Annotated in this window: 23 protein-coding genes and 4 pseudogenes; 23 read left to right on the top strand and 4 right to left on the bottom strand. The window is 45.2% G+C overall.

The window, feature by feature from the left end; all coding sequences use genetic code 11:
• The first annotated feature begins 13 nt into the window (after window positions 1–13).
• The 16 genes and pseudogenes from UA76_RS13450 to UA76_RS13375 all read left to right on the top strand — a co-directional run bounded on the left by UA76_RS13450 (window position 14) and on the right by UA76_RS13375 (window position 8,868).
• Window positions 14–432, top strand: a pseudogene (locus tag UA76_RS13450) (GFA family protein).
• 19 nt (window positions 433–451) lie between these two features.
• Window positions 452–784, top strand: a complete 333-nt coding sequence (locus UA76_RS13445) for a DUF2834 domain-containing protein (RefSeq protein WP_047047027.1) — start codon at window positions 452–454, stop codon at window positions 782–784.
• A gap of 26 nt (window positions 785–810) precedes the next feature.
• Window positions 811–1,358, top strand: a pseudogene (locus UA76_RS13440) (DinB family protein).
• A 175-nt stretch (window positions 1,359–1,533) separates the two neighbouring features.
• On the top strand, window positions 1,534–1,992 hold the full coding sequence (locus UA76_RS13435) for a GNAT family N-acetyltransferase (protein WP_047047025.1): 459 nt from the start codon (window positions 1,534–1,536) through the stop codon (window positions 1,990–1,992).
• A 74-nt stretch (window positions 1,993–2,066) separates the two neighbouring features.
• On the top strand, window positions 2,067–2,681 hold the full coding sequence (locus UA76_RS13430) for a LysE family translocator (RefSeq protein WP_047047022.1): 615 nt from the start codon (window positions 2,067–2,069) through the stop codon (window positions 2,679–2,681).
• Window positions 2,682–2,731: 50 nt separating this feature from the next.
• Window positions 2,732–3,415 carry an SDR family oxidoreductase gene (locus tag UA76_RS13425; protein WP_047047019.1) on the top strand — a complete coding sequence of 228 codons (684 nt, stop codon included), beginning with the start codon at window positions 2,732–2,734 and terminating at the stop codon, window positions 3,413–3,415.
• Window positions 3,416–3,459: 44 nt separating this feature from the next.
• On the top strand, window positions 3,460–4,053 hold the full coding sequence (locus UA76_RS13420; protein WP_047047015.1) for a GNAT family N-acetyltransferase: 594 nt from the start codon (window positions 3,460–3,462) through the stop codon (window positions 4,051–4,053).
• Window positions 4,054–4,222: 169 nt separating this feature from the next.
• Window positions 4,223–4,987, top strand: coding sequence for a substrate-binding periplasmic protein (locus UA76_RS13415; RefSeq protein WP_047047012.1), 765 nt, complete (start codon window positions 4,223–4,225; stop codon window positions 4,985–4,987).
• Window positions 4,988–5,106: 119 nt separating this feature from the next.
• Entirely contained in the window at window positions 5,107–5,592 is a 486-nt protein-coding gene (locus UA76_RS13410) for a GNAT family N-acetyltransferase (RefSeq protein WP_047047009.1), read from the top strand.
• A gap of 53 nt (window positions 5,593–5,645) precedes the next feature.
• Window positions 5,646–6,134, top strand: coding sequence for a GNAT family N-acetyltransferase (locus UA76_RS13405; protein ID WP_047047006.1), 489 nt, complete (start codon window positions 5,646–5,648; stop codon window positions 6,132–6,134).
• 18 nt (window positions 6,135–6,152) lie between these two features.
• On the top strand, window positions 6,153–6,605 hold the full coding sequence (locus UA76_RS13400; RefSeq protein ID WP_047047004.1) for a GNAT family N-acetyltransferase: 453 nt from the start codon (window positions 6,153–6,155) through the stop codon (window positions 6,603–6,605).
• Window positions 6,598–6,861, top strand: coding sequence for a hypothetical protein (locus UA76_RS13395; protein WP_047047000.1), 264 nt, complete (start codon window positions 6,598–6,600; stop codon window positions 6,859–6,861). Before UA76_RS13400 ends, UA76_RS13395 begins: the two co-directional genes overlap by 8 nt.
• A gap of 42 nt (window positions 6,862–6,903) precedes the next feature.
• A complete protein-coding gene (locus UA76_RS13390; protein WP_047046997.1) occupies window positions 6,904–7,191 on the top strand; it encodes a carboxymuconolactone decarboxylase family protein in 288 nt (95 codons plus the stop codon).
• Between the two features lie 66 nt (window positions 7,192–7,257).
• Window positions 7,258–7,995: an SDR family oxidoreductase gene (locus UA76_RS13385; RefSeq protein ID WP_047046995.1), complete on the top strand. Its 738-nt coding sequence runs from the start codon at window positions 7,258–7,260 to the stop codon at window positions 7,993–7,995.
• A 10-nt stretch (window positions 7,996–8,005) separates the two neighbouring features.
• Window positions 8,006–8,290, top strand: coding sequence for a putative quinol monooxygenase (locus tag UA76_RS13380; RefSeq protein ID WP_047046992.1), 285 nt, complete (start codon window positions 8,006–8,008; stop codon window positions 8,288–8,290).
• A 38-nt stretch (window positions 8,291–8,328) separates the two neighbouring features.
• On the top strand, window positions 8,329–8,868 hold the full coding sequence (locus UA76_RS13375; protein WP_047046989.1) for a DUF924 family protein: 540 nt from the start codon (window positions 8,329–8,331) through the stop codon (window positions 8,866–8,868).
• 18 nt (window positions 8,869–8,886) lie between these two features.
• On the opposite strand, the gene UA76_RS13370 is transcribed toward UA76_RS13375, so the two are convergent.
• A complete protein-coding gene (locus UA76_RS13370; RefSeq protein WP_047046986.1) occupies window positions 8,887–9,306 on the bottom strand; it encodes a BLUF domain-containing protein in 420 nt (139 codons plus the stop codon).
• Between the two features lie 110 nt (window positions 9,307–9,416).
• Between UA76_RS13370 and UA76_RS13365 the strand changes: the two genes are divergently transcribed.
• From UA76_RS13365 to UA76_RS13335, 7 genes are all read left to right on the top strand, one after another.
• On the top strand, window positions 9,417–10,064 hold the full coding sequence (locus UA76_RS13365) for an FMN-binding negative transcriptional regulator (RefSeq protein WP_047046983.1): 648 nt from the start codon (window positions 9,417–9,419) through the stop codon (window positions 10,062–10,064).
• Window positions 10,064–10,888, top strand: a complete 825-nt coding sequence (locus UA76_RS13360) for a PhzF family phenazine biosynthesis protein (protein ID WP_047046980.1) — start codon at window positions 10,064–10,066, stop codon at window positions 10,886–10,888. The genes UA76_RS13365 and UA76_RS13360 overlap by 1 nt, the downstream gene beginning before the upstream one ends.
• 25 nt (window positions 10,889–10,913) lie before the next feature.
• Window positions 10,914–11,444 carry an HAD family hydrolase gene (locus UA76_RS13355; RefSeq protein WP_047046978.1) on the top strand — a complete coding sequence of 177 codons (531 nt, stop codon included), beginning with the start codon at window positions 10,914–10,916 and terminating at the stop codon, window positions 11,442–11,444.
• Between the two features lie 170 nt (window positions 11,445–11,614).
• Window positions 11,615–11,839, top strand: coding sequence for a hypothetical protein (locus tag UA76_RS13350; RefSeq protein WP_047046975.1), 225 nt, complete (start codon window positions 11,615–11,617; stop codon window positions 11,837–11,839).
• A 96-nt stretch (window positions 11,840–11,935) separates the two neighbouring features.
• Window positions 11,936–12,370 (top strand): GNAT family N-acetyltransferase, encoded by a 435-nt coding sequence (locus tag UA76_RS13345; protein ID WP_047046974.1) that lies wholly within the window; start codon window positions 11,936–11,938, stop codon window positions 12,368–12,370.
• A gap of 110 nt (window positions 12,371–12,480) precedes the next feature.
• Complete coding sequence (locus UA76_RS13340) at window positions 12,481–12,924, top strand: GNAT family N-acetyltransferase (protein WP_047046972.1); 444 nt, start codon at window positions 12,481–12,483, stop codon at window positions 12,922–12,924.
• A 33-nt stretch (window positions 12,925–12,957) separates the two neighbouring features.
• Entirely contained in the window at window positions 12,958–13,404 is a 447-nt protein-coding gene (locus tag UA76_RS13335) for a hypothetical protein (RefSeq protein WP_047046970.1), read from the top strand.
• 180 nt (window positions 13,405–13,584) lie between these two features.
• Here UA76_RS13335 and UA76_RS13330 read toward each other — a convergent pair whose 3' ends face one another.
• The 3 genes and pseudogenes from UA76_RS13330 to UA76_RS13320 form a co-directional block, all read right to left on the bottom strand.
• Window positions 13,585–13,830: a hypothetical protein gene (locus UA76_RS13330; RefSeq protein ID WP_337588538.1), complete on the bottom strand. Its 246-nt coding sequence runs from the start codon at window positions 13,828–13,830 to the stop codon at window positions 13,585–13,587.
• 595 nt (window positions 13,831–14,425) lie between these two features.
• Window positions 14,426–17,863 (bottom strand): annotated as a pseudogene (locus UA76_RS13325) (hypothetical protein).
• A 542-nt stretch (window positions 17,864–18,405) separates the two neighbouring features.
• A pseudogene (locus UA76_RS13320) lies at window positions 18,406–19,424 on the bottom strand (LacI family DNA-binding transcriptional regulator).
• Between the last annotated feature and the right edge of the window lie 164 nt (window positions 19,425–19,588).

Raw genomic sequence — 19,588 nt, 5'->3', positions numbered from 1 at the left:
AAGGAGTAGAGCAATGGAATTTCCAATTAAGGGAGCATGTCAATGTGGTCAAGTCAGTTACGAGTTGTACCAACCCCCAAACTGGTCATCGCGTGTCACTGTGTTGAATGTCAAAAGCTATCGACTGGCCCATTTAGCGTGACCGCCATGGTGTCTGCCGGAGACATCAAATTTACAGGCGAGTTAAGTGAGTGGCAACGTATCGCAGACAGCGGCAACAAGAACAGCGCTAAGTTCTGCCCAAGCTGTGGTAACCGTGTTTATCACTACAACCCAGACGATGCCGCCATACTGAAACTCAAGTTAAAACCCGTCAACTTAGAAGACGATTCGCTCTTTGAGCCAACCGCTCATGTCTGGGTGGAAAGCAAAGTGGATTGGTATAACATCCCTGAGGGCGTTAAGTGCTTTCCGGCTAATCCTAAACACTGACTTATCATCGAGGAAAACCATGGCAAAGACGTATCTGCTGTTAACTATACTGGGTATTGCGCTCCCCTACGGCGCATTGTTGCCTTGGCTGCTCGAGCATGGGCTCAATATGACGCTTCTGATTGAATCAATCACAACCGACGCCATCAGTTTGATGGCATGGATAGACGTTATTGTCGCGGCAGTGGCTCTGCTGGTCTTTATTTCTGTGGACGGTAAACAGCACCAAGTACAGCTCCGATACCTTGCGGTAATCGGTACGCTCAGCGTTGGTGTGTCTTGCGGCTTACCCCTTTACCTCTACTTAAGAACTCGAGCCTTTAATAAGAAATATAACAACAACTGGGGCTAAGCCCCCTCAACACTGGAATGCAATAAATGGACTTATCTTCGAATTTAAGAATGCTGGCCTGCTACAACCAGCGTATGAACAATCAGTTACTAGACGTTTGCCAACAGCTCAGTGAAGAGCAGCTTCACCAAGATCGTCAGGCTTTTTTCCCCAGCATCATGGCTCATTGGAATCACATCTTGTTCGGTGATCTGATCATGTTGCAGCGCCTTGTCGACAATGAAATTGTCACTATCGATCCGCAACTTCTGGCAGAGCTTCCTACCTCTAAACGAATTACCGACACCTTCGTTACCACCATGGATGAACTCCGAACACTACGCACCAAAGTCGATGACATCTATCTAACCATGACCAAAAACTTCACCGACCAAGATTGTAATAAAACCGTCCGCTACATTACCACTGCCGGACAAGTCATTGAGCGTAGAGTCGGCGAATTTTGCCAACATGTTTTCAATCATCAAACCCATCATCGTGGCAGATGACCTGCCTATTAGCGCAAATGAATGTCGATTTTGGCTGCACGGATCTACCTATCATTGTTCCAGAAGGTGCGGCGGTTTACAGTTAACGGCACCAGTAAAACAATCACTTTTGGTACACTCTTTCCTTAATTTCGGAAAAGTCAGCCGCGCCTTTACCGTATAAACTAACAATAAAAACAGTAAGTTATAAAGTGGATTACATCTTTCCAATAGCAGTAATTGACGATAAAGTGTTCAAATTCAACAATAAGGAAATGGGATATGGAAATCAAAACCGATAACCTTTCAGGCGGGGAAGTGATCAAGCTGCTCGAGGAGCATTTAGCCGATATGTACGCCACCTCACCGCCAGAAAGTGTTCATGCCCTGGATGTCGATGCACTTAAAGCCCCAGAAATCACGTTCTTTAGCAGCTGGAAAGAGAATCAACTGCTCGGCTGTGTCGCCATTAAACAGTTGGACGTTAACCATGCTGAAATTAAGTCAATGCGAACCTCATCATCCGCGCGTAAATCCGGCGTCGCGACCGGCCTTCTCAAGCATATTTTGGATGTCGCTAAAGAGCGTGGCTACCAGAGGTTAAGCTTAGAAACCGGCACAGAAGCCTATTTCAATGCCGCGCATCATCTCTACACTAAGTTTGGGTTTCAGATCTGCGGCCCTTTTGCCGACTACGACCTAGATCCAAACAGCCAGTTTATGACTTTAGAATTAGCCTAACCACTAGTGATTAAATCGAAGCTCAGAACAGATTGCATTTAAATCCCAAAGAAGCAGAAAAACAAGGAGTTATCATGTTTCCATTAGAAGTTTTTATCACTTATACACTCGCCTGTTTTCTACTCGTTATCTCACCGGGGCCAGATAACCTGCTTGCCATGGGACGAGGTTTAAGCCAAGGCAAACTGGCTGCGACGGTTTCGGGGCTCGCGTCAGGAAGTGGAATACTGTTTCACGTAATGGCGGCTACCTTCGGTTTAACCTTGCTTATTCAAACCTCAGAACTGGCGTTCTATGCCGTTAAAATTATTGGTGCGGGGTATCTGATTTGGTTAGGTATCAAAGTGCTTCGATCTCGTCAGCTATTTTCTCTAGAAGAAGCCAAAAAGCAGCCGCTCAAACACATCTTCGCTACAGGGTTTCTGTCTGCAGCCCTCAACCCTAAGCCGGGAATTTTTGTATTAGCGTTTGTCCCTCAATTCGTTAACCCAAGTCTCGGCTCTGTTACGGTGCAAATGGTGGGATACGGGGTTTGGTTCGCTGTTCTTACTGCGCTTGGTTTCAGCTTGATGGGCATTTTTTCTCACCAGCTAGCCGCTTGGCTAAAGGCAAAACCAAGGCTCATTCTTGGCCTGAATATTGGCGCGGGATTGACGTTCGTCTCATCAGGACTAGCCGTCGCTTCATGAAGCAAAGATAAGCGCTATCCCCGAACGAAAACAAAAAGGAAGTAGAGAAAATGGAAACCGTATTGATTACTGGTGCCTCGCGCGGCATCGGTCTTGAGCTCACAAAGCAGCTACTAGCACTGGATTACAAGGTGATAGCTACATACCGCAACGCACCTTCAAATGATCAATTAAGTCTAAAAGACCATGGTGATTTAACCTTAGTAGAGCTAGAAGTGACCAACGAAAGCTCAATCGAGGCGCTAAGAGAATCACTCGAAGGTCAGCAAATTGATGTTTTGATTAACAACGCGGGTATCATTGGCCCTGATGAGCAAGATCGCGACAACGTCAGCGCGCCAAACTGGTTAGAGACTTTTTCAGTCAACACTATTGCGCCTTTGCTCGTTAGCCGAGCAATCATCCCGCTAATGCAAAACGCCGCCAACCCGCGCATTGTGACTATCTCGAGCCAGATGGGTGCACTCAATCGAGACGCGGTGGGTATGTATGCCTACAGAAGCTCAAAAGCAGCAGTAAACAAAGTCATGCAAGTCATGGCGCTAGAACTCAAAGAACAAGGGATTACGGTTTGCCCTATTCACCCAGGTTGGGTGAAAACCGATATGGGTGGTGACGAAGCCGACATTACTGCTCAAGAGAGTGCTGCCGGCATCATCAAACTCACTCAAGGTCTGACTTTAGACCAATCAGGCACCTTCTTCACTTGGGAAGGTGACGTTCATCCTTGGTAGATCTTCAATACACCCCAGAATAAAATTAGAAAGAGAGTAACGTCATGTGGCTAAAAGAAATAGAGTTAGAATCAACCACTGTTAAGCTTATCCCGCTTAAAGAAGAACATGCCGATGCCCTCGTGGAAGCGGCGTCAGATGGTGAACTTTGGGATCTTTGGTATACCTCTGTTCCCAACCATGAAACGGTACAAGGCTACGTTGCAATGGCATTAGAAACCAAGAAACAAGGGCTCTCTATGCCATTTGTAGTCGTCGATAAAGCAACAGGGAAGATCATAGGTGCGACTCGCTATTGCAATGCAGACAGCGAGAACCAACGCGTTGAAATCGGCTACACCTGGTATGCGAAAAGCTATCAACGATCAGCAGTGAACACCGAATGTAAACTGCTACTGCTACAACACGCGTTCGAATCATTAGATGCCATTGCAGTCGAGTTCTGTACCCACTGGCACAACCAAGCATCACGTCAAGCCATTGCTAAACTCGGCGCAAAACAAGATGGCATACTTCGTAATCACAAACGCATGCCGGATGGCTCGTATCGAGATACTGTAGTGTTCTCAATCATCAATCAAGAGTGGCCTGCGGTAAAAAATCATCTGACGCACCGATTGACTCGACACGGCAAATAGTTCCAATCTGCACGCAAGTAATCACAACGACTCGCGTGCAGCATTTCCTCATCAATCCAGTAAGAAACCAAAGTAGACCCTTTACCTGCGGCTGGTAATATATTTCCTCAACGCGACCAACGTCATAATGTCTATAGTTATAGATGTGTATTTAGACTTGAGGGTTGCCATGAAGTTCTTCATTGTTGCTTGCTTAGCATTCAGCGTATCTGTCTCAACCTTCGCTTCTTCAAATAATACTACAGCTAAGTCCATCACTATTGGGATTGAAAATATTAACTACTATCCACTCTACGCTTACAACGAAACGGAGGACTCCTACACAGGCTACGTTCCGGAGCTACTGAGCCAGTTTGGCGACGTCTACGGATATCAAGTGACCTACAAAGCCCTGCCAATCAAACGTCTCTACAAAATGTTTTACAGTGGAGAAGTCGATGCAAAGTTCCCCGACAGCAATTTATGGAATTTAGAGTCTAGAGCCGGTCGCGCTATTAGCTACTCTCTACCCGTCATCGAGCTTGAAGAGGTTATGTTTGTCCAGCCTAAAGACAAACAGCTTAAGCTGAGTAACTTTAATAAACTCGGAATAATAAGAGGCGTCACCCCATGGAAACTCTCCCCTGCGATCGAAAGTGGCCAAATCAAAGTCGTCGAAGCCGACAACCCAGAAAGACTGTTAGAGATGGTGTTTAAAGGGAGAGTTCAAGGCGTCATTATGGACCAAAACGTTGGCCGATTTTTGCTTTCTCAAATGGATGACAATATCAGCCTGGCGGTCAACACTCGATTGCTTGAATCGGAAGGAGGCAGCTATCACCTATCCAACATCAACAATCCCGATATTATCCGAGATTTTAACAACTACCTCGCCACCTACTCTAGCGAAGTCAAAGCGCTACAAGAGAAATATGGAATCAAACCGCCCTACTAAGACCGCCCAACAAGGGCAGAAAACGATTTTCAATTAAAGTCTATAAATCTCAATACGATAGATATTAGTTATGATAAGGTCTAAATAATGGACGATCAGTAGTACGAAAGGAAAACGACATTAACATTAGACACTTAGAATCTTCAGACTTAGCCGATCTGTGCGAACTATACAGCTTTACTTCCGTCACAGTGAACACGTCTCAAGTCCCTTATCTGAGCTCAGATACGATTTCCGGTCTGTTTTCTAACCCAGACCATTACACGCTCGTTGCTGAGGTTGATGGCAAAGTGCTCGGCCATGTCACGCTGTTTATCAGCCATAAGCTGCGTGACAGACACAGCGCGGGAGTAGCAATTGCGGTTCATCCAGATTCACACGGGCAAGGTATTGGTAAAGCACTACTCTTAGAGGCCATTGACCAAGCCGATAACTGGTTGAATCTAGTTCGCTTAGAGCTTGAAGTTCAAACGGACAATGAAGCAGCGATTGGCCTTTATCAAGCCCTAGGGTTTGAAATTGAAGGGACGAAGCGAATGAGTACATTCAAAGCTGGCAAATACTGCGATTTGCACTTTATGTCGCGACTAAAGTTCACCCAGTAACTCGAACAAACTAAATACTGACGAGTGTGTAAAGCTAGAAGTAGGTATCAAGGATGACATTATCAATCTCACCGTTATCGCAAGATGACTTTGAACAAGTAGCAGCCATTACCCTGCATGACAGTCAGATCCCTTTTGCCGGCACCGCGCAAGAGTTCTTGGCGGCCGACAACCCAACCATACCACGCTTTGTGGTTAAGCAAGGCGATCAGGTAATTGGCTACTTCCGGCTTGATCTCAATTTTTCGGTAGCGCATAGCTTTTGCACTGCCGATGATATTGGATTAAGAACCTTTGTGATTGACCAAAAGCATCAAGGTAAAGGATTTGGAGGGCAAGCAATGAAAGCACTCGCACCCTTTGTTGCTGTGCATTTTCCAGAGAAAGAAAACATCTATCTAACCGTCAACTACCGAAACCCTTCAGCTAAAACCTGCTACGAGAAAGCCGGATTTAAGAGTCAAAGCGAGCCCTATTTAGGGGGCCCGTCGGGCCTCAACACATTATGTTCATCAAAATCCATCCTTAAGCCCTTTTGCTAACCGACACAGGAGACATAAATGAAAATTGAAACCGCTCAACAAACTGATCTAGCAAACATCCAAGCACTGGTTGCCGACACTTCTGAACATGATGTACTGCCACTGCTCAGTGAAGAGGGTCGCCAAGTCTATCAAGAGCATGTCGTGGGAAGTTTAGCGTCGACTTTAGATCCTAAAACGTATGTATCGATAAAAGCTGAACTTGATGGACAACTAGTCGGATATGCGTCTCTTCGTGACGGAAACTACTTAACCCACCTTTTCGTCAGTAAGTCTTCTCAAGGAAGTGGGTTAGGAAAGGCGCTACTTAAGGCACTATTGTCTGGTACCGAAAACGAGCAGGTAACACTGAGATCATCTATTAACGCAGTCAGTTTTTACCAAAAGCATGGCTTTGTCGCGACGGGACCGGAAGACCAAGTTCATGGAATTCGCTTCGTCCCAATGAGTTGGTCATCAAACAATGCATAAGAATGCACCTTTGATATCGGGTTTGATGGCTGCGCTATTGAGCTTGCTAGCGCTCAGCTATCTCATGAGTTCTGACTCTCATTTTCCGATCTATCAGTGGCCTTATCAGGCTTTCCAGGGCATTGTATTTTCTTTAGTTTGGGGCTTTGGCGTTTCCACGACCATTGGTTACCTCTACGCATTATTCATCGTTGTATGCGTCGCGGTATTGGCCTTTGCATGCGGGCATAAGATTTACCGCATGTGTCGTCGTTAGCGGTAGAAGCCACGGATCCTTAATTTTCCTCATGGAGGCTGTATGTTAGGAAAACACCAACGCGCTTATACCGAGTTCTATCACTCCACGCACACCAATGAACACTTAGACACCAAAACCGAGCTATTGGTTGGCTTAGCCGCGGGAATGGCGATGAACTGCCTGCCCTGCACCAACTACTACCTAAAACAGTGTAAGAAAGCGGGAATAACAAAGGGCGAAATTTCAGATGTAACGGCCAAAGTCATGGCGGTTGCTGCCGGACAAAAGAAACTTCAAATGCAAGAAGTGTTGGATAAATACGACATCGATTTAAACAGTTTTGAATAGCATCATCAGATCCGAGTCAAAAGAACATTTCATCAAAAAATCAAAGTAACGCATTAAGGAACAACTATGTCACAGACTCAGGTCGTCATTGTCACAGGGGCCAGCCGCGGCATTGGCGCTGCGACTGCTCAGCTCTTAGCATCAAATGGCTACGCAGTTTGCGTGAACTTTAAAAGTAATCGTACACAAGCAGATCAAGTCGTCGACAGCATCATTCAACAAGGCGGGAAAGCCATTGCCGTTCAAGCTGATGTTTCACTTGAGGCAGACGTAACTCGGCTGTTTGATACTACGACTAAAGAGCTCGGTGCTGCGACCCATTTAGTCAATAATGCGGGAGTCTTGTTCGCGCAGTCAACGCTTGAAAACATCGACCTTTATCGATTCAACCAAGTGATGACGACCAATGTCAGCAGCTGCTTTTTGTGTTGTAAGACCTTTTTGCAAACGAGTCAGAATCCAAAAGCGATTGTGAATGTCTCCTCCGCCGCCTCTCGAACGGGCGCACCATTCGAATATGTCGATTATGCTGCGTCCAAAGGGGCGATGGACTCACTCACTAAAGGGCTTTCATTAGAGCTGGCTGACCGCAATATCCGCGTCAACGGTGTTCGCCCAGGGTTCATTGAAACCGAGATGCATGCTGATGGTGGAGAGCCAGATCGTGTGAAGCGCCTAGCGCCTAACATTCCACTTAAGCGTGGAGGCACAGCGTTAGAGGTAGCCCAATCTATTGCGTGGCTGCTGTCTGATGAAGCCTCATACGTAACTGGCTCTTTCATTGATATTGCTGGCGGGCGATAGGCACTTAACGATGGCAAAAGTTACCCTATCTGGGCACATAATCATTCCCGAGAGCCAACTGGAACAAGTGCAAACAGCGTTAGTGGAACATATCGCACTTACACGAAAGGAAGTTGGATGTCTCGTATTTAACGTTGAACAATCTCTAACTGACCCATGTCGATATGACGTTTATGAAGAGTTTGTCAGCAAGACCGCTTTTGAATTACATCAAAAGCGCGTTGGACAATCTCATTGGGGAGACGTTACTCAAGACGTTGCCCGATTCTATTCCATTCACGAAGAAGTGGATTAAACTCAATAGTCTTCATTAGCGCATTCAAGGAAACGAAAATGAATCATTTAGATGTACTCGATTTTTGGTTTAAGGAGCTAGAACCCAAGCAATGGTGGGTTAAAGATACAAATCTCGATGAGACGATTCGCTCACGCTTTCATAATCTGCACACGCAAGCTGCGGTCTGCGAACTCTCCGATTGGCGCGAAACAGCAAAAGGCCGCTTGGCAGAGATCATCATATTAGATCAGTTCTCTCGGAACCTGTATCGCGACACGCCGAGTGCTTTTGCCTATGACGCGCTTGCTCTAGGCCTTGCGCAAGAAGCCATTCGCACTGGCGACGATCAAGCACTCGAACCAATAGAGCGCAGCTTCCTTTACATGCCTTTTATGCACAGCGAGTCTTTGACGATACATGAGCAGGCCATCGTTCTTTTTACTAAAAACGGCATAGAGAATAACTTGGACTTTGAGATCAAACACAAGGTGATCATTGAGCGCTTTGGACGCTATCCGCACAGAAATGAGATTCTGGGCCGCACGTCAACCAAAGAAGAAATTGAGTTTCTTAAGCAGCCAGACTCTTCGTTTTAGTCAGTTTAAGCAAGTCACTTAAGTGGAAGGAAGCTGCTTTTTAAGCTCTAGAAGCATGAGGTAAGCACTCTCTCCCGTTAAGTGATACGGATCGAATTCCGGGCCACTTGAAAACTGCATACTGAGCATATCCGTTATCTTACCTATCTTGATATGCCCCATAGACCAATCACCAAAGGAGCGACTGTTAACCTCTTGGAAGTACAACATAGTGACATTGTAGTGTCGTCTATCTTGTAAAATTCGCTGATAAGTGCGATTAACTTCTGTCCTTGAGCCTTCCAAGCATTGCAAAAAAAAGTGCTGGTTAAAGCTCAACATCCCAGTCACGTGGTGATTCACGTTGTTTTTCTTGGATGTTGTCAGTATCCGCTCAATATCATTCGGCGAGCAGTCCTCTGAGATGGTACTTACATAAATAAGCCGTGTTAAGTACATGGAATCTCCTTAAAAAACTCTGTACTACTAACAAATATAAGTCACTTCCGCATATTTGCGAGAACTGGACATATTAAACAGCATATTCAACACCAACCACGGATGAAGCAGTGTATATACCGAAAAAATTTGAGCAAAAAGATCACAAGCAGCTATTGGATGTCATCAGACAATATCCGTTTGCGACCCTAATTACACAGAAAGGCGCGGAGAACGGTATTGAGGCCATGCATCTCCCGGTTATCATTCGAGGCGATGAACATTCCCTTCGCCTTCAAGGCCATATCGCTAAAGCCAATCCACTTTGGAAAACCACAGATACAGAAAAGGAAGCGATGTTGATCTTTCATGGGCCTCATCACTACATTTCTCCAAATCATTACCCGACCAAAAAAGAACACGGTCGAGCAGTGCCAACTTGGAACTATGTGACTGTCCACGTAAAAGGTCGACTTCGATTTGAACACGATGCCAAATGGCTTCAGCAGCTAATACATGACTTAACCAAAGAGCAAGAACGGCACGAACCTAATCCTTGGACCGTGGCCGATGCGCCACAAGCTTACATCGATAAAATGTTACCGGCGATTGTTGGTATTGAGCTCGTTGTCGAGTCACTCCAAGGGCAATGGAAGCTTAGTCAGAACCAACCCGAACCCAATCAAACTGGTGTCATTGACGCACTAGAAGCTTTCGAACATTCAACAGCGCGCGACGTTGCAGCTATGATGAAGCAAGCCCAAAGAGGACAAGAATAATGGAACTGGATATTTATGTGGTCGACGCATTTACCGACCAGCAGTTTAAAGGGAACTCAGCAGCGGTTGTACCTATTAGCGAGTGGTTGAGCGAAGACTTGATGCAAAATATCGCAATAGAGAATAATCTCTCTGAGACTGCTTTTATCAAACCCTTGTCGAGCAACCATTATGAGATTCGCTGGTTCTCTCCTATCACCGAAATCGATTTCTGCGGCCACGCCACCCTAGCGGCTTCTTATGTGTTGTTTAATCAATTAGGTGTGAAAGACACCATCGAATACAGCACCAAACAAGTCGGTAACCTATTTGTGAGTCAGTCAGACGAGCAACAGATTGTCATGAGCTTTCCAAATCAAGCGCCAGTGCCTGCGCAGATACCGCAAGCTTTGCAGTCTGGACTGTCCATCCAACCCCAAGCTGTATTAAAAAACCGTCAAGCCTTCTTTGCCGTCTACGACAACGAAGTCGATGTTTTGAACGTGAGCTATGACGCAGAAAAACTCAAGACGCTTGCCCCACTGGATGTGGTAGTGACCGCTCAAAAAAGCCCGCAACTCAATAGCAGCGAAACGACTCAAGATGACGATTATGACTTTGTCTCTCGCTACTTTTGGCCCGCCAATGGAGGGGAAGAAGATCCGGTGACGGGTTCGATACATTCAGGGTTAGCCCCATACTGGGCACAGCGACTCGATAAAACCGAGTTAAAGGCCTTTCAAGTGTCAAAGCGAGGTGGGCACTTACATTGCGCTATTCAGAAAGATCGTATCCAAATATCAGGAACGGGTAAGCTGTACCTAAAAGGAAAAATTTTTGTTTAAAGAAAGTTAGACAGGAAGCGAATTCATGAAACCAATAATTTTGTTTGATTGGGGAGATACCTTAATGGTCGACTTCTCCACGCAACCAGAGCTCGGCATAGAGGGAAAGATGTGTGATTGGAAAGTTGTCGAGGCAGTAGAGGGGGCGCAAGAAGCCCTATCTCAATTAAGCGCTATCTATGATATCTACATCGCCACCAGTGCGGCTGAGTCCTCCCCTAAAGAGATTGAACAGGCCTTCGCTCGCGTCGGTCTCGACCACTATATTAAGGGCTACTTCTGCCAACAAAACCTTGGCCTCGCAAAACGCAGTGTCGAGTTTTACCAGCGTATCTGCCAAGAGCTACGCATTGAACCAGAGCAAGCCATCATGGTGGGAGACACACTTGAAAAAGATATCTTTCCTGCGAAAAAGGCTGGCCTTAGCGCAATTTGGTTCAATCCTTCAAAGCAGCCCGCTGTAGGTGGAGAACCTGAGAACCCCGACTATGAAAGTGTAGAGACAATAAAGCCTCAGTTTTCTCACATGGCAGAACTTAACCAGCTCCTTTCTTGACCTTGGCAGCAGCTTCTTAAGAAATAAAGCGCAACTAAGTGCACATTGAGTTGCAGCAATTTTTCGCCTAATAAGCTGCGCTACCTTTTTGATGTGACCAGTAACCCAAACCCATTACAAACTAGGCAAGTTATACAAGCTGGTTTGAACATCAGACAAGGAGTCAAACCATGCGAAAACTGACCATTGAGACCTTTCAAAACGACGTCATCGATTCAACCATCAGTGTGCCTCTTGGGCTCGCCAAGTTGGCATCTAGCACAATGCTTAACAATGTGTCGCCAGCCCATGCCGAGATGACCACTCAAGCCATTAATGATGACACGTTCACAGGCATCATACTTGAGATTGAAGAACATCAATCTCACGAACGCACCGTATTTTCTATTGTGTAACTCATTAATTGCATAAGCTAAACAAATAAAAGCTAGACCTTAAGTGTATACTTGTTATAACTTCATAAAGTACCATATTAAACAAGGAGTTATACCATGCAGGGATACCGTATTACCACCAACCAAAGTGAAATGAACTTTGACTTTGTGTATGACTTCATCTCGACCAGCTATTGGGCAAAAGGTATCCCGCGAGACACATTTGATAAGTCAGTGTCTAATTCTCTTTGCTTTGGCGTGCTCGACGCAAACAATCAGCAAGTGGGCTTCGCTCGTATAATTACAGATACCGCTACTTTTGCATACCTTTCCGATGTGTTCATCACCGAGAAAGAACGCGGCCAAGGCCTAAGCAAGCTCTTGGTTGATTTCATCCTCAATCAACCTGAGACTCAAGGTTTAAGACGCATTATGCTCGGTACTGCTGACGCCCATGGCCTATATCAACAGTTTGGGTTCAAACCACTGCAACAGCCGGAAATGTTAATGCAAATTTGGCAGCCCGATCCCTACCAACAAGCTGAAAACTAAAGCTTAAACATTTTTAATGTTAACTAAGCCAATAGTTTAGTTATGTTACGGTATGCTCCTAATTCTCATACTTTTCATCAAACCATTAAAACATAAGGTAAATCGCTTACATGGAAGTAAAACAAGCCACAGCTCAAGATGTCACAATCATTGCCACCCTCTTCGATCAGTACCGTGTTTTCTACGAACAAGAGAGCGACTTAACGCTTGCTGAAGAGTTTCTTACCGCTCGATTAGCTAATCAAGAGTCAGTCATTTTCTTTGCAATCGATGAAAAAGGCTCACCCCTTGGTTTTACTCAGCTTTATCCAACCTTTTCATCCGTATCAGCAAAGCGTTCTTGGATTCTTAATGACCTGTTTGTTACTGAGCAAGCGAGAGGCCAAGGCGTAGCAAGAGCATTGATGAACGCAGCAAAGCAACACGCGATTGATACCCAAGCCAAAGGTCTAGCGCTGGAAACCGCTCACACCAACCATACCGCACAGAAGCTGTATGAATCCCTCGGCTATCAGCGTGATAACGAATATTACAGCTACTTTCTATCCATTTAGGCATTCACTCTTTATCGGGCCGAGGGACGCTCAATGAACAAAAAAACACTCGGACTTATCGCGATCAGCTTTGTGGTTTTCATCATTGTTGGCAAGAAATACGGTTTATTAGGCCTAAGTTCCGAGGATTCCTTTCCTAAACTGCCAGCAGAGCCAGGTTTTGAAGTATCGACACATTTTGATGGCGAATGGCTCGGCAGACGCATTAATGTAACTAATAACAACCTGTGTGAGCGTACAACCATCACGGGAAAAATTGTTGATGGCAAGGCTTCATTGAGACTGGATTATAATGGTACACCGTTACAAGGCTGGGTAGACCAACAAGGTAATCTGGTCTTGTATGCAAGCAATCGCCATTGGGATTATCGATTTTCAGCTACTGGAGCCAATACACGCTTCACGGGAGAGTGGTATTTAACCAACGGTCCATGTAAAGGGAGTTGGTTTATAGAGAAAATCAGCGAATCCGCGGGCTAACCATTATCTTTTCCCCATAAAACGAAATGACCCTCTCGGCTAAAAGCTCGAAAGGGTCAGAGTTTTCCATTCACGTTTTTTCATTCACATAGATAGAAAAACGGATTTATTCGTTGTTATTTTTCTTGGAACGGACGTTGTTATTGTTATTTTTGATTTAGTGCCAGTCTGCGCCGACGACTAATAAAATGTCAAAGGTTTTGCCGAGAGACTATCCGCGTGTGAATCTAACACCGAGATCTGAGTGGCGTTTGAGTGACGATCGAACGCTACGGTTGCAGAAACACCTTTGCTCGCGAAAGTGACATCATCGAAGTCGGTGTTTTGAATTGTAAATCCTTGACGCACAAATACATCGGTAACAAGCGTTCTTTTTTGAGCTTTCAATGCCGAATGAGCCAATTGTGTGATGTAAGCCTTTTCCATGCTAATTCCCCCTTTGTTAGCAATTAATCCTTCCTAGCTAGAACTTAGATTAGACCCTAGAACCGCATTCAGTCAAACTTGTTTCATATAATAAATTTTTATCGATAAATAAGGGGATATAATCACAAGATGATAAAAGTAACCAAAAAACAATCACTTATTCGTATAAATGATGATACCAATCGATATAATGCACCAAGATCAAATTTTTACAAACAGAGACCAATCAGATCATTAACTACCCAGTTACAAGTGGTTACAAAACACCATCCTTAAAATAAATTTTTCAATAGTTTTGTTTTATAAAAGTTAATTAACTCGACGTAACCGATAATTATTTGCAAAATTATTCCGTATTACTCGTTACTTTGACCTTTCAAGCTGATTTTCGCAGCACTTTGTTAAAGGCTATTTGCTTAGAATCACTCTGTTACATACTCTCCACCATGCATAAAAAAACCACCCGAACACTGTGTATCTATCAAGCTTACACAAGCTAAGGTGGTCAAATTTGGTAGAATTTTAGCAATCGAAGCGACCTGACATCACTCGATTCAATTGCGTTTGTTAGTCCATATTTAACATTACAAACAAGTTAACCTTCGTCGCGAATTAACGAAGATTCTATCGTCATTTTTATGCAAGAAATCTCCCCTGTTCTTTCAAAAAGAGCCTCAGCCTCTACCGCCCCAATATTGTGGTTATCCCTAGTGATAGAATTACCATTTCGGTATTCAACCGTAGTTGAGTTCTTCTCTCCCAGCTTGTAAATAAACGGCACTTGGCAATAGGTAAAAGCCAGCTCACCTCTAGATACCTCAATGGACTGATTGCCCTTTAGAATGTCTTGGTAGTGGAACAAAGCCGGCTGTTGAAGAAACTCAGTCGCATTGAGCAGTGTTGGCATCACTACAATTCCATCTTGCTTACTTGTAATCCAAGTTCACCAAATCGAGTAATGACTTCTTCTTTCACTTGCCCCGTCATACCCGGCTGTTGAGCGCCCCTGTTTTTGGCGTATGTGAATATGGGTCAGTTGGGAACGCACCATAGTTTAGCGGAGTCTTATTAAAACCAATCCCATCACGTACTCGATAGTAATACTCTGCCAACTGTTTGCACGCTTCACTATTAGGGGCTGTATTGAGGGCACGTTGGTAATTCTCTTGAACAGCAAGCAGTAACTTGGAAACCATGTGCCAGTAGATACATCCTAACCCTTCATAACCAAACATGGTCCCTGAGCGGCCAGTAAATGCTTTGTGATTGAAGACCTCTTCGTACAGCGCAAAAACAGCCGCCCAGTCTTGCTCGGTCGCGTTTACGTAGTCGGCTTTAACTTTCTCAACTCGCTGCGCCAAGTAACCGCTGTTTTCGAATTCTGAATGGAAGTGATAACGGCCCTTACCATCGACACAAATGACTCTGTAGTCTTATTTTCAAGCATCGATGCCAGCAAAGAGGAGCCCATTACCGACTCTTTCGGGATGCAGTTTTTGTCGACGAATCGAGTCAGTTCCCGATCTGGGTAGAGCATAAAGCTATGCTGATCTTCTCGATACATCTCGCTAGAGAACAGGTTATCCAGTAACGTGACCGCTTGCTCTGGTGTCAATACACCCGCACTCAGTACGGCGACTTGCCCTTCAAGCATTGGATACAGCTCTTCGACCGTTGCTGTCTCGTTCTGATAGCCAAGTATATTGTAGGCGTTGTACAGGCCATCGGAACGTAAATTCGCTGCGATAGAATGGTCAAGCACGGCTAGGCTCGCGTCCAACAAACAGTCGATCTCACTCGAACTGCAATCCACTTTGCCCTGCAAGCCATCGCGGTAGACTCGATTGCGATAGCGCTCTGCGACGGTTTCGAGTTCCACCAGCAGTGAATAGCGCATTTGATCAGAGACTGCCCCAACGTTGAGCTCGCCGCAAATCGTATTCAGACAAGCACTCACATCCACTAACCAGTCATTGACTTGCTGAGACATTGAATATTTTTCAGGCGCTTTTGCTAGAAGTGCTTTAGTAAATTCAACATAGCGACGCATATAGTATAAAGTCACCATTGATAGGCCATTGCCAACAATGGCGTTGTTCGCATCGTTCCACTCAGGCCTTTGCGTGTTCAACCAAATACCGCCACCAATTACTAGGTTGCTGAGTTTCGCCAGCAATGGAACCAAGATTTTTTCCATTAAGTTGACGCTGTATACCTGACCTTCGCTATCCAACAGCAGGCGTCCATCGCTGCCCAGCTCTGCGCTTTTCTCTTCGGTAAATCGCTGCTTCTGGTCATTAAAAGACACGGTATCTTTTGGATTAGAAAACAGCTCCTCAACCGTACAAATCTCATAAGGCACGTTGGCATAGCTAAAGACATTCGCCGTTAGCATCTCAACCAGCTCTTCGCTTTGGTATTTATCTGCAAGCTCTAAGAACTTCAGCAAGTAGATAATTTGGTGGTCGCCCCAATAACCGATATTACTCCACGGGTCATCAGGTTCCAGCAGTTCCCAGTCGATACCTTCTTTGGTAATACGATACGGGTTATAGCCATCCGCCGTCGACGCATTAACAAACTTGGCTAGAAACGAGGAGATAAAGCCCGGGTAGCTTAACGCAATCGCCTCCCAGTTTTGGAAGATATCGCGCCAGTTACCTTGGTAAGAGAGTAAGCGCTCACCATTTTCGTCTTTAAGTTTAATCTCGTAGTGGTTCCAAGGGCGGCTTGGGTCCCCGTGGCGGCGGCCAAATGTGAGGGGCAGATATTCATAAGCCAATCGAATCAGCTGTGCGTCTTCGGTTTCTTTTGCCACACGAACCAACTCTTGATGAGTGAATGAGTTTGGCAATCCGTTCAATAGCGATGAGTGACTTGCAAATACCGCTTTATTGGATGCGTTGATGCTGTTTAGCACATCCTTCTTATCCAACTGGTAATGGTTTTCGAACACGCCACCACGCATGTTGTTAAACAGCACATTGGCATAATGGTGGACACTGGTTGTCTCTTCTGCCGTCAGCTGCCATGCATCTGCGCCAGACATTAATCCTATCAGTTCTTGTTGATTGGCCCTAACGGACGCCTCAATAACAGTTGATAGGTCCTGCTGCTCTTGAAGCACTGCTTGGAGATCACAAACCGCTTTATGGTCTTTGTCGATATCCGCAACGATCATCCAGCTGTTGTCGCCATTTTCAGCAAGTGTCACCGTTTTATGAATCAGGTAGCTACCACGAACACCTTTGGTTAAGTGCTCTTGAGACGGGCTAACGCCCTTTCTAAACGCAGCCAACTGTTTGCTGGAAAGTAAAACCGTGTGTTCATCGTCATCGACACTAAACACCGTGGTTGCCAAAAGAGATTCGGCTGGGTCTGCCCGATCACTCAGTTTCGCATACATGGTGTAGAGCGCTAGGTTTGTGTCCTCTACACGCTCATTCCATTTGTAGGCATCGACCAATGCGCTGCGCGTTTGTAGCGCACTTAACGGAGCGCCCGATGGCAGCAAATTTTGAATGCCATCGAGAATTTCAATTTGGCAAGGCTCCGAACTTAGGTTGGTTAACTTGGCTTCCCGGACAAAGCCAAAGGCTTCACTGGTACTCCAGCTGTATTGAAACATCAGGTCCAGAGAATGGTTCACTTCTTGGAAGACGATCTTGTCGCCAATCGCGTTTTTGTACAGGTGGCGTTCTACACGATAGATTCCGTCATGGCTTGGGTTGAAAGGTTCCCAAGATAACGTCGTCAAGCCTTGCTGAATTTTAACCACCGTCTTACTGCCGGTGTTATCCGCGCTTTCGTGAATGTGGTCAACAGATCGATAAGGAAATAGTGCATTCTCGGGACGAATTCGACCTGCCGACAAGCATCCTGTCGATGAAATAAATAACCAATGATCGCTCGCCGAAACCACACTGATAAAAAACGGTGCCATTTGGTCTGCATTTGAAATTCGGTAGAAGCGTTCGCCTTCAAAGTCGACAAACTCCCCTCGCACATCCGAGTTAAGGTGTTCAGTTGTCATTATTATGTTCCACGTTTTAGTTTGAATTTTTCTAGGGCGTGAAAGCGCTTTCTTGAGGGGTTAAAAAATGGAGATTAAACGCTACTGGTTGTCCCCGACTCGCCAATATGTTTAATCTCCCAAAGCCCATCTACAAGGTTAGTAAAGCACTTCCTTTTACTTATATTATCCCTTCACCTTGTCGGTTCAATACGCGATTTCCCAAACTCATTAAGCAATCACGGACAATCGATAATCCATGAAATTCGTTATTTCAGTTTCATGAGCACGAAATTTTTCAAACCAAAAATCAACCAGTTACCACCATCCTATTTTGATTTAAGTTTTGTGAGCCCATTATCGTTTCACTCGCTTAACATTTGATAAGTCATGTATGACGGTTACGCACATAACATTAGCTTGTGGCGTGAGTATTAGGCAGCGACTGAGAGTTTAAACGTCCTAAATTAACCGTAGATTACAGCCCCCAAAAAAACAAAAGAGCCGCGAATGCGGCTCTTTTTGTGGTTAGTTTTCCAGCGCTGTTAGGCAAGAATGTTTACCTACAGTTGGCGAAATTTTGAAACGGTCGACTCTCTAACGAGCAAATCAATAGGAGGTAACCTCTCCTCGGAAGGCTCTCCATTCAATAAGCTAAGAATCGATTTCGCGCACACTACGCCAATTTCTTCTATTGGCTGACGCAAAGTCGTCAATGCCGGCGTGAAAAATTTAGACGTCGGCAAGTCATCGAACCCAATGACAGACACGTCTTCTGGAACGCGAATGCCATGGTCATGCAACGCCTTGATCGCCCCATAAGCGGTTTGATCATTAGCCGCAAATAGTGCCGAGAAATGCACCTTTGACTCTATCAGCTCGACGGTTTTGTCGTAGCCCATCTCACTGCTGAAATCGCCTTGCTTAACCAGTTTTGGCAACACTTTGATGCCAGCTTCATTCAGCGCTTTCTTGTAGCCATCAAACCGTGCCCCCGCATCAGGTTGACTCGACAAGCCTTTGATATGGGCAATGTTTACGTGCCCTTGCTGAAGCAAATGCAAGGTGGCCATATACCCACCCAACACGTTATCAATGTTTAAGCTACGGACGTTTGGCCCTTCCACATCATACCCAACCGCAACGACAGGAATTTTCTGAGCATATTCAATAATATCCTCACCCTTGACGCTGCCCGTGACTATGATGACGCCATCGACATTACTTCGCGCAAGATACTCTAGCGCGTGTACTTCTAGCTTTTTTGCCAGTGCCCCGTCGCAATGACCAAGGAATAGCCCAAAGATATCAGTGTCTTCTCCATGTCATTGAGAATACGACTGGTATAGGGACTATCGGGGTGTTGCACCAACACCCCAATCGTCATTGAACGACGATTTGTGCCCTGCTCCATAGAGTAATTGGGCTTATAAGACAGCTCTTTGATCGCACGTTCTATGTTCTGGCTCTTTTCATCAGAGACATAGGTCGTCCGATTCAAAAAGCGTGAAACCGTGCTCGGTGAAACATTAGCAAGCTTTGCAACATCGTAAACTGTCGGTGACTTTGATTTTTTGCTCATGGCAAAGTACTCCAACATTTAAGGTACTTGGCTGTAGATATCGCTATCTACCGACCAATATACTTTTATTATAGTTTTATCATTATGAGCCGACATTGTACTGAACTCTGGCTTTGCCTCAATCTCATACCAAGCCCGATATACAAAGAGTGAACCGCCGTCAC

The organism is Vibrio mexicanus (assembly GCF_001012815.1).
In the GTDB taxonomy this organism is placed as follows: domain Bacteria; phylum Pseudomonadota; class Gammaproteobacteria; order Enterobacterales; family Vibrionaceae; genus Vibrio; species Vibrio mexicanus.
This window is presented reverse-complemented; position numbering and strand designations above follow the sequence as displayed.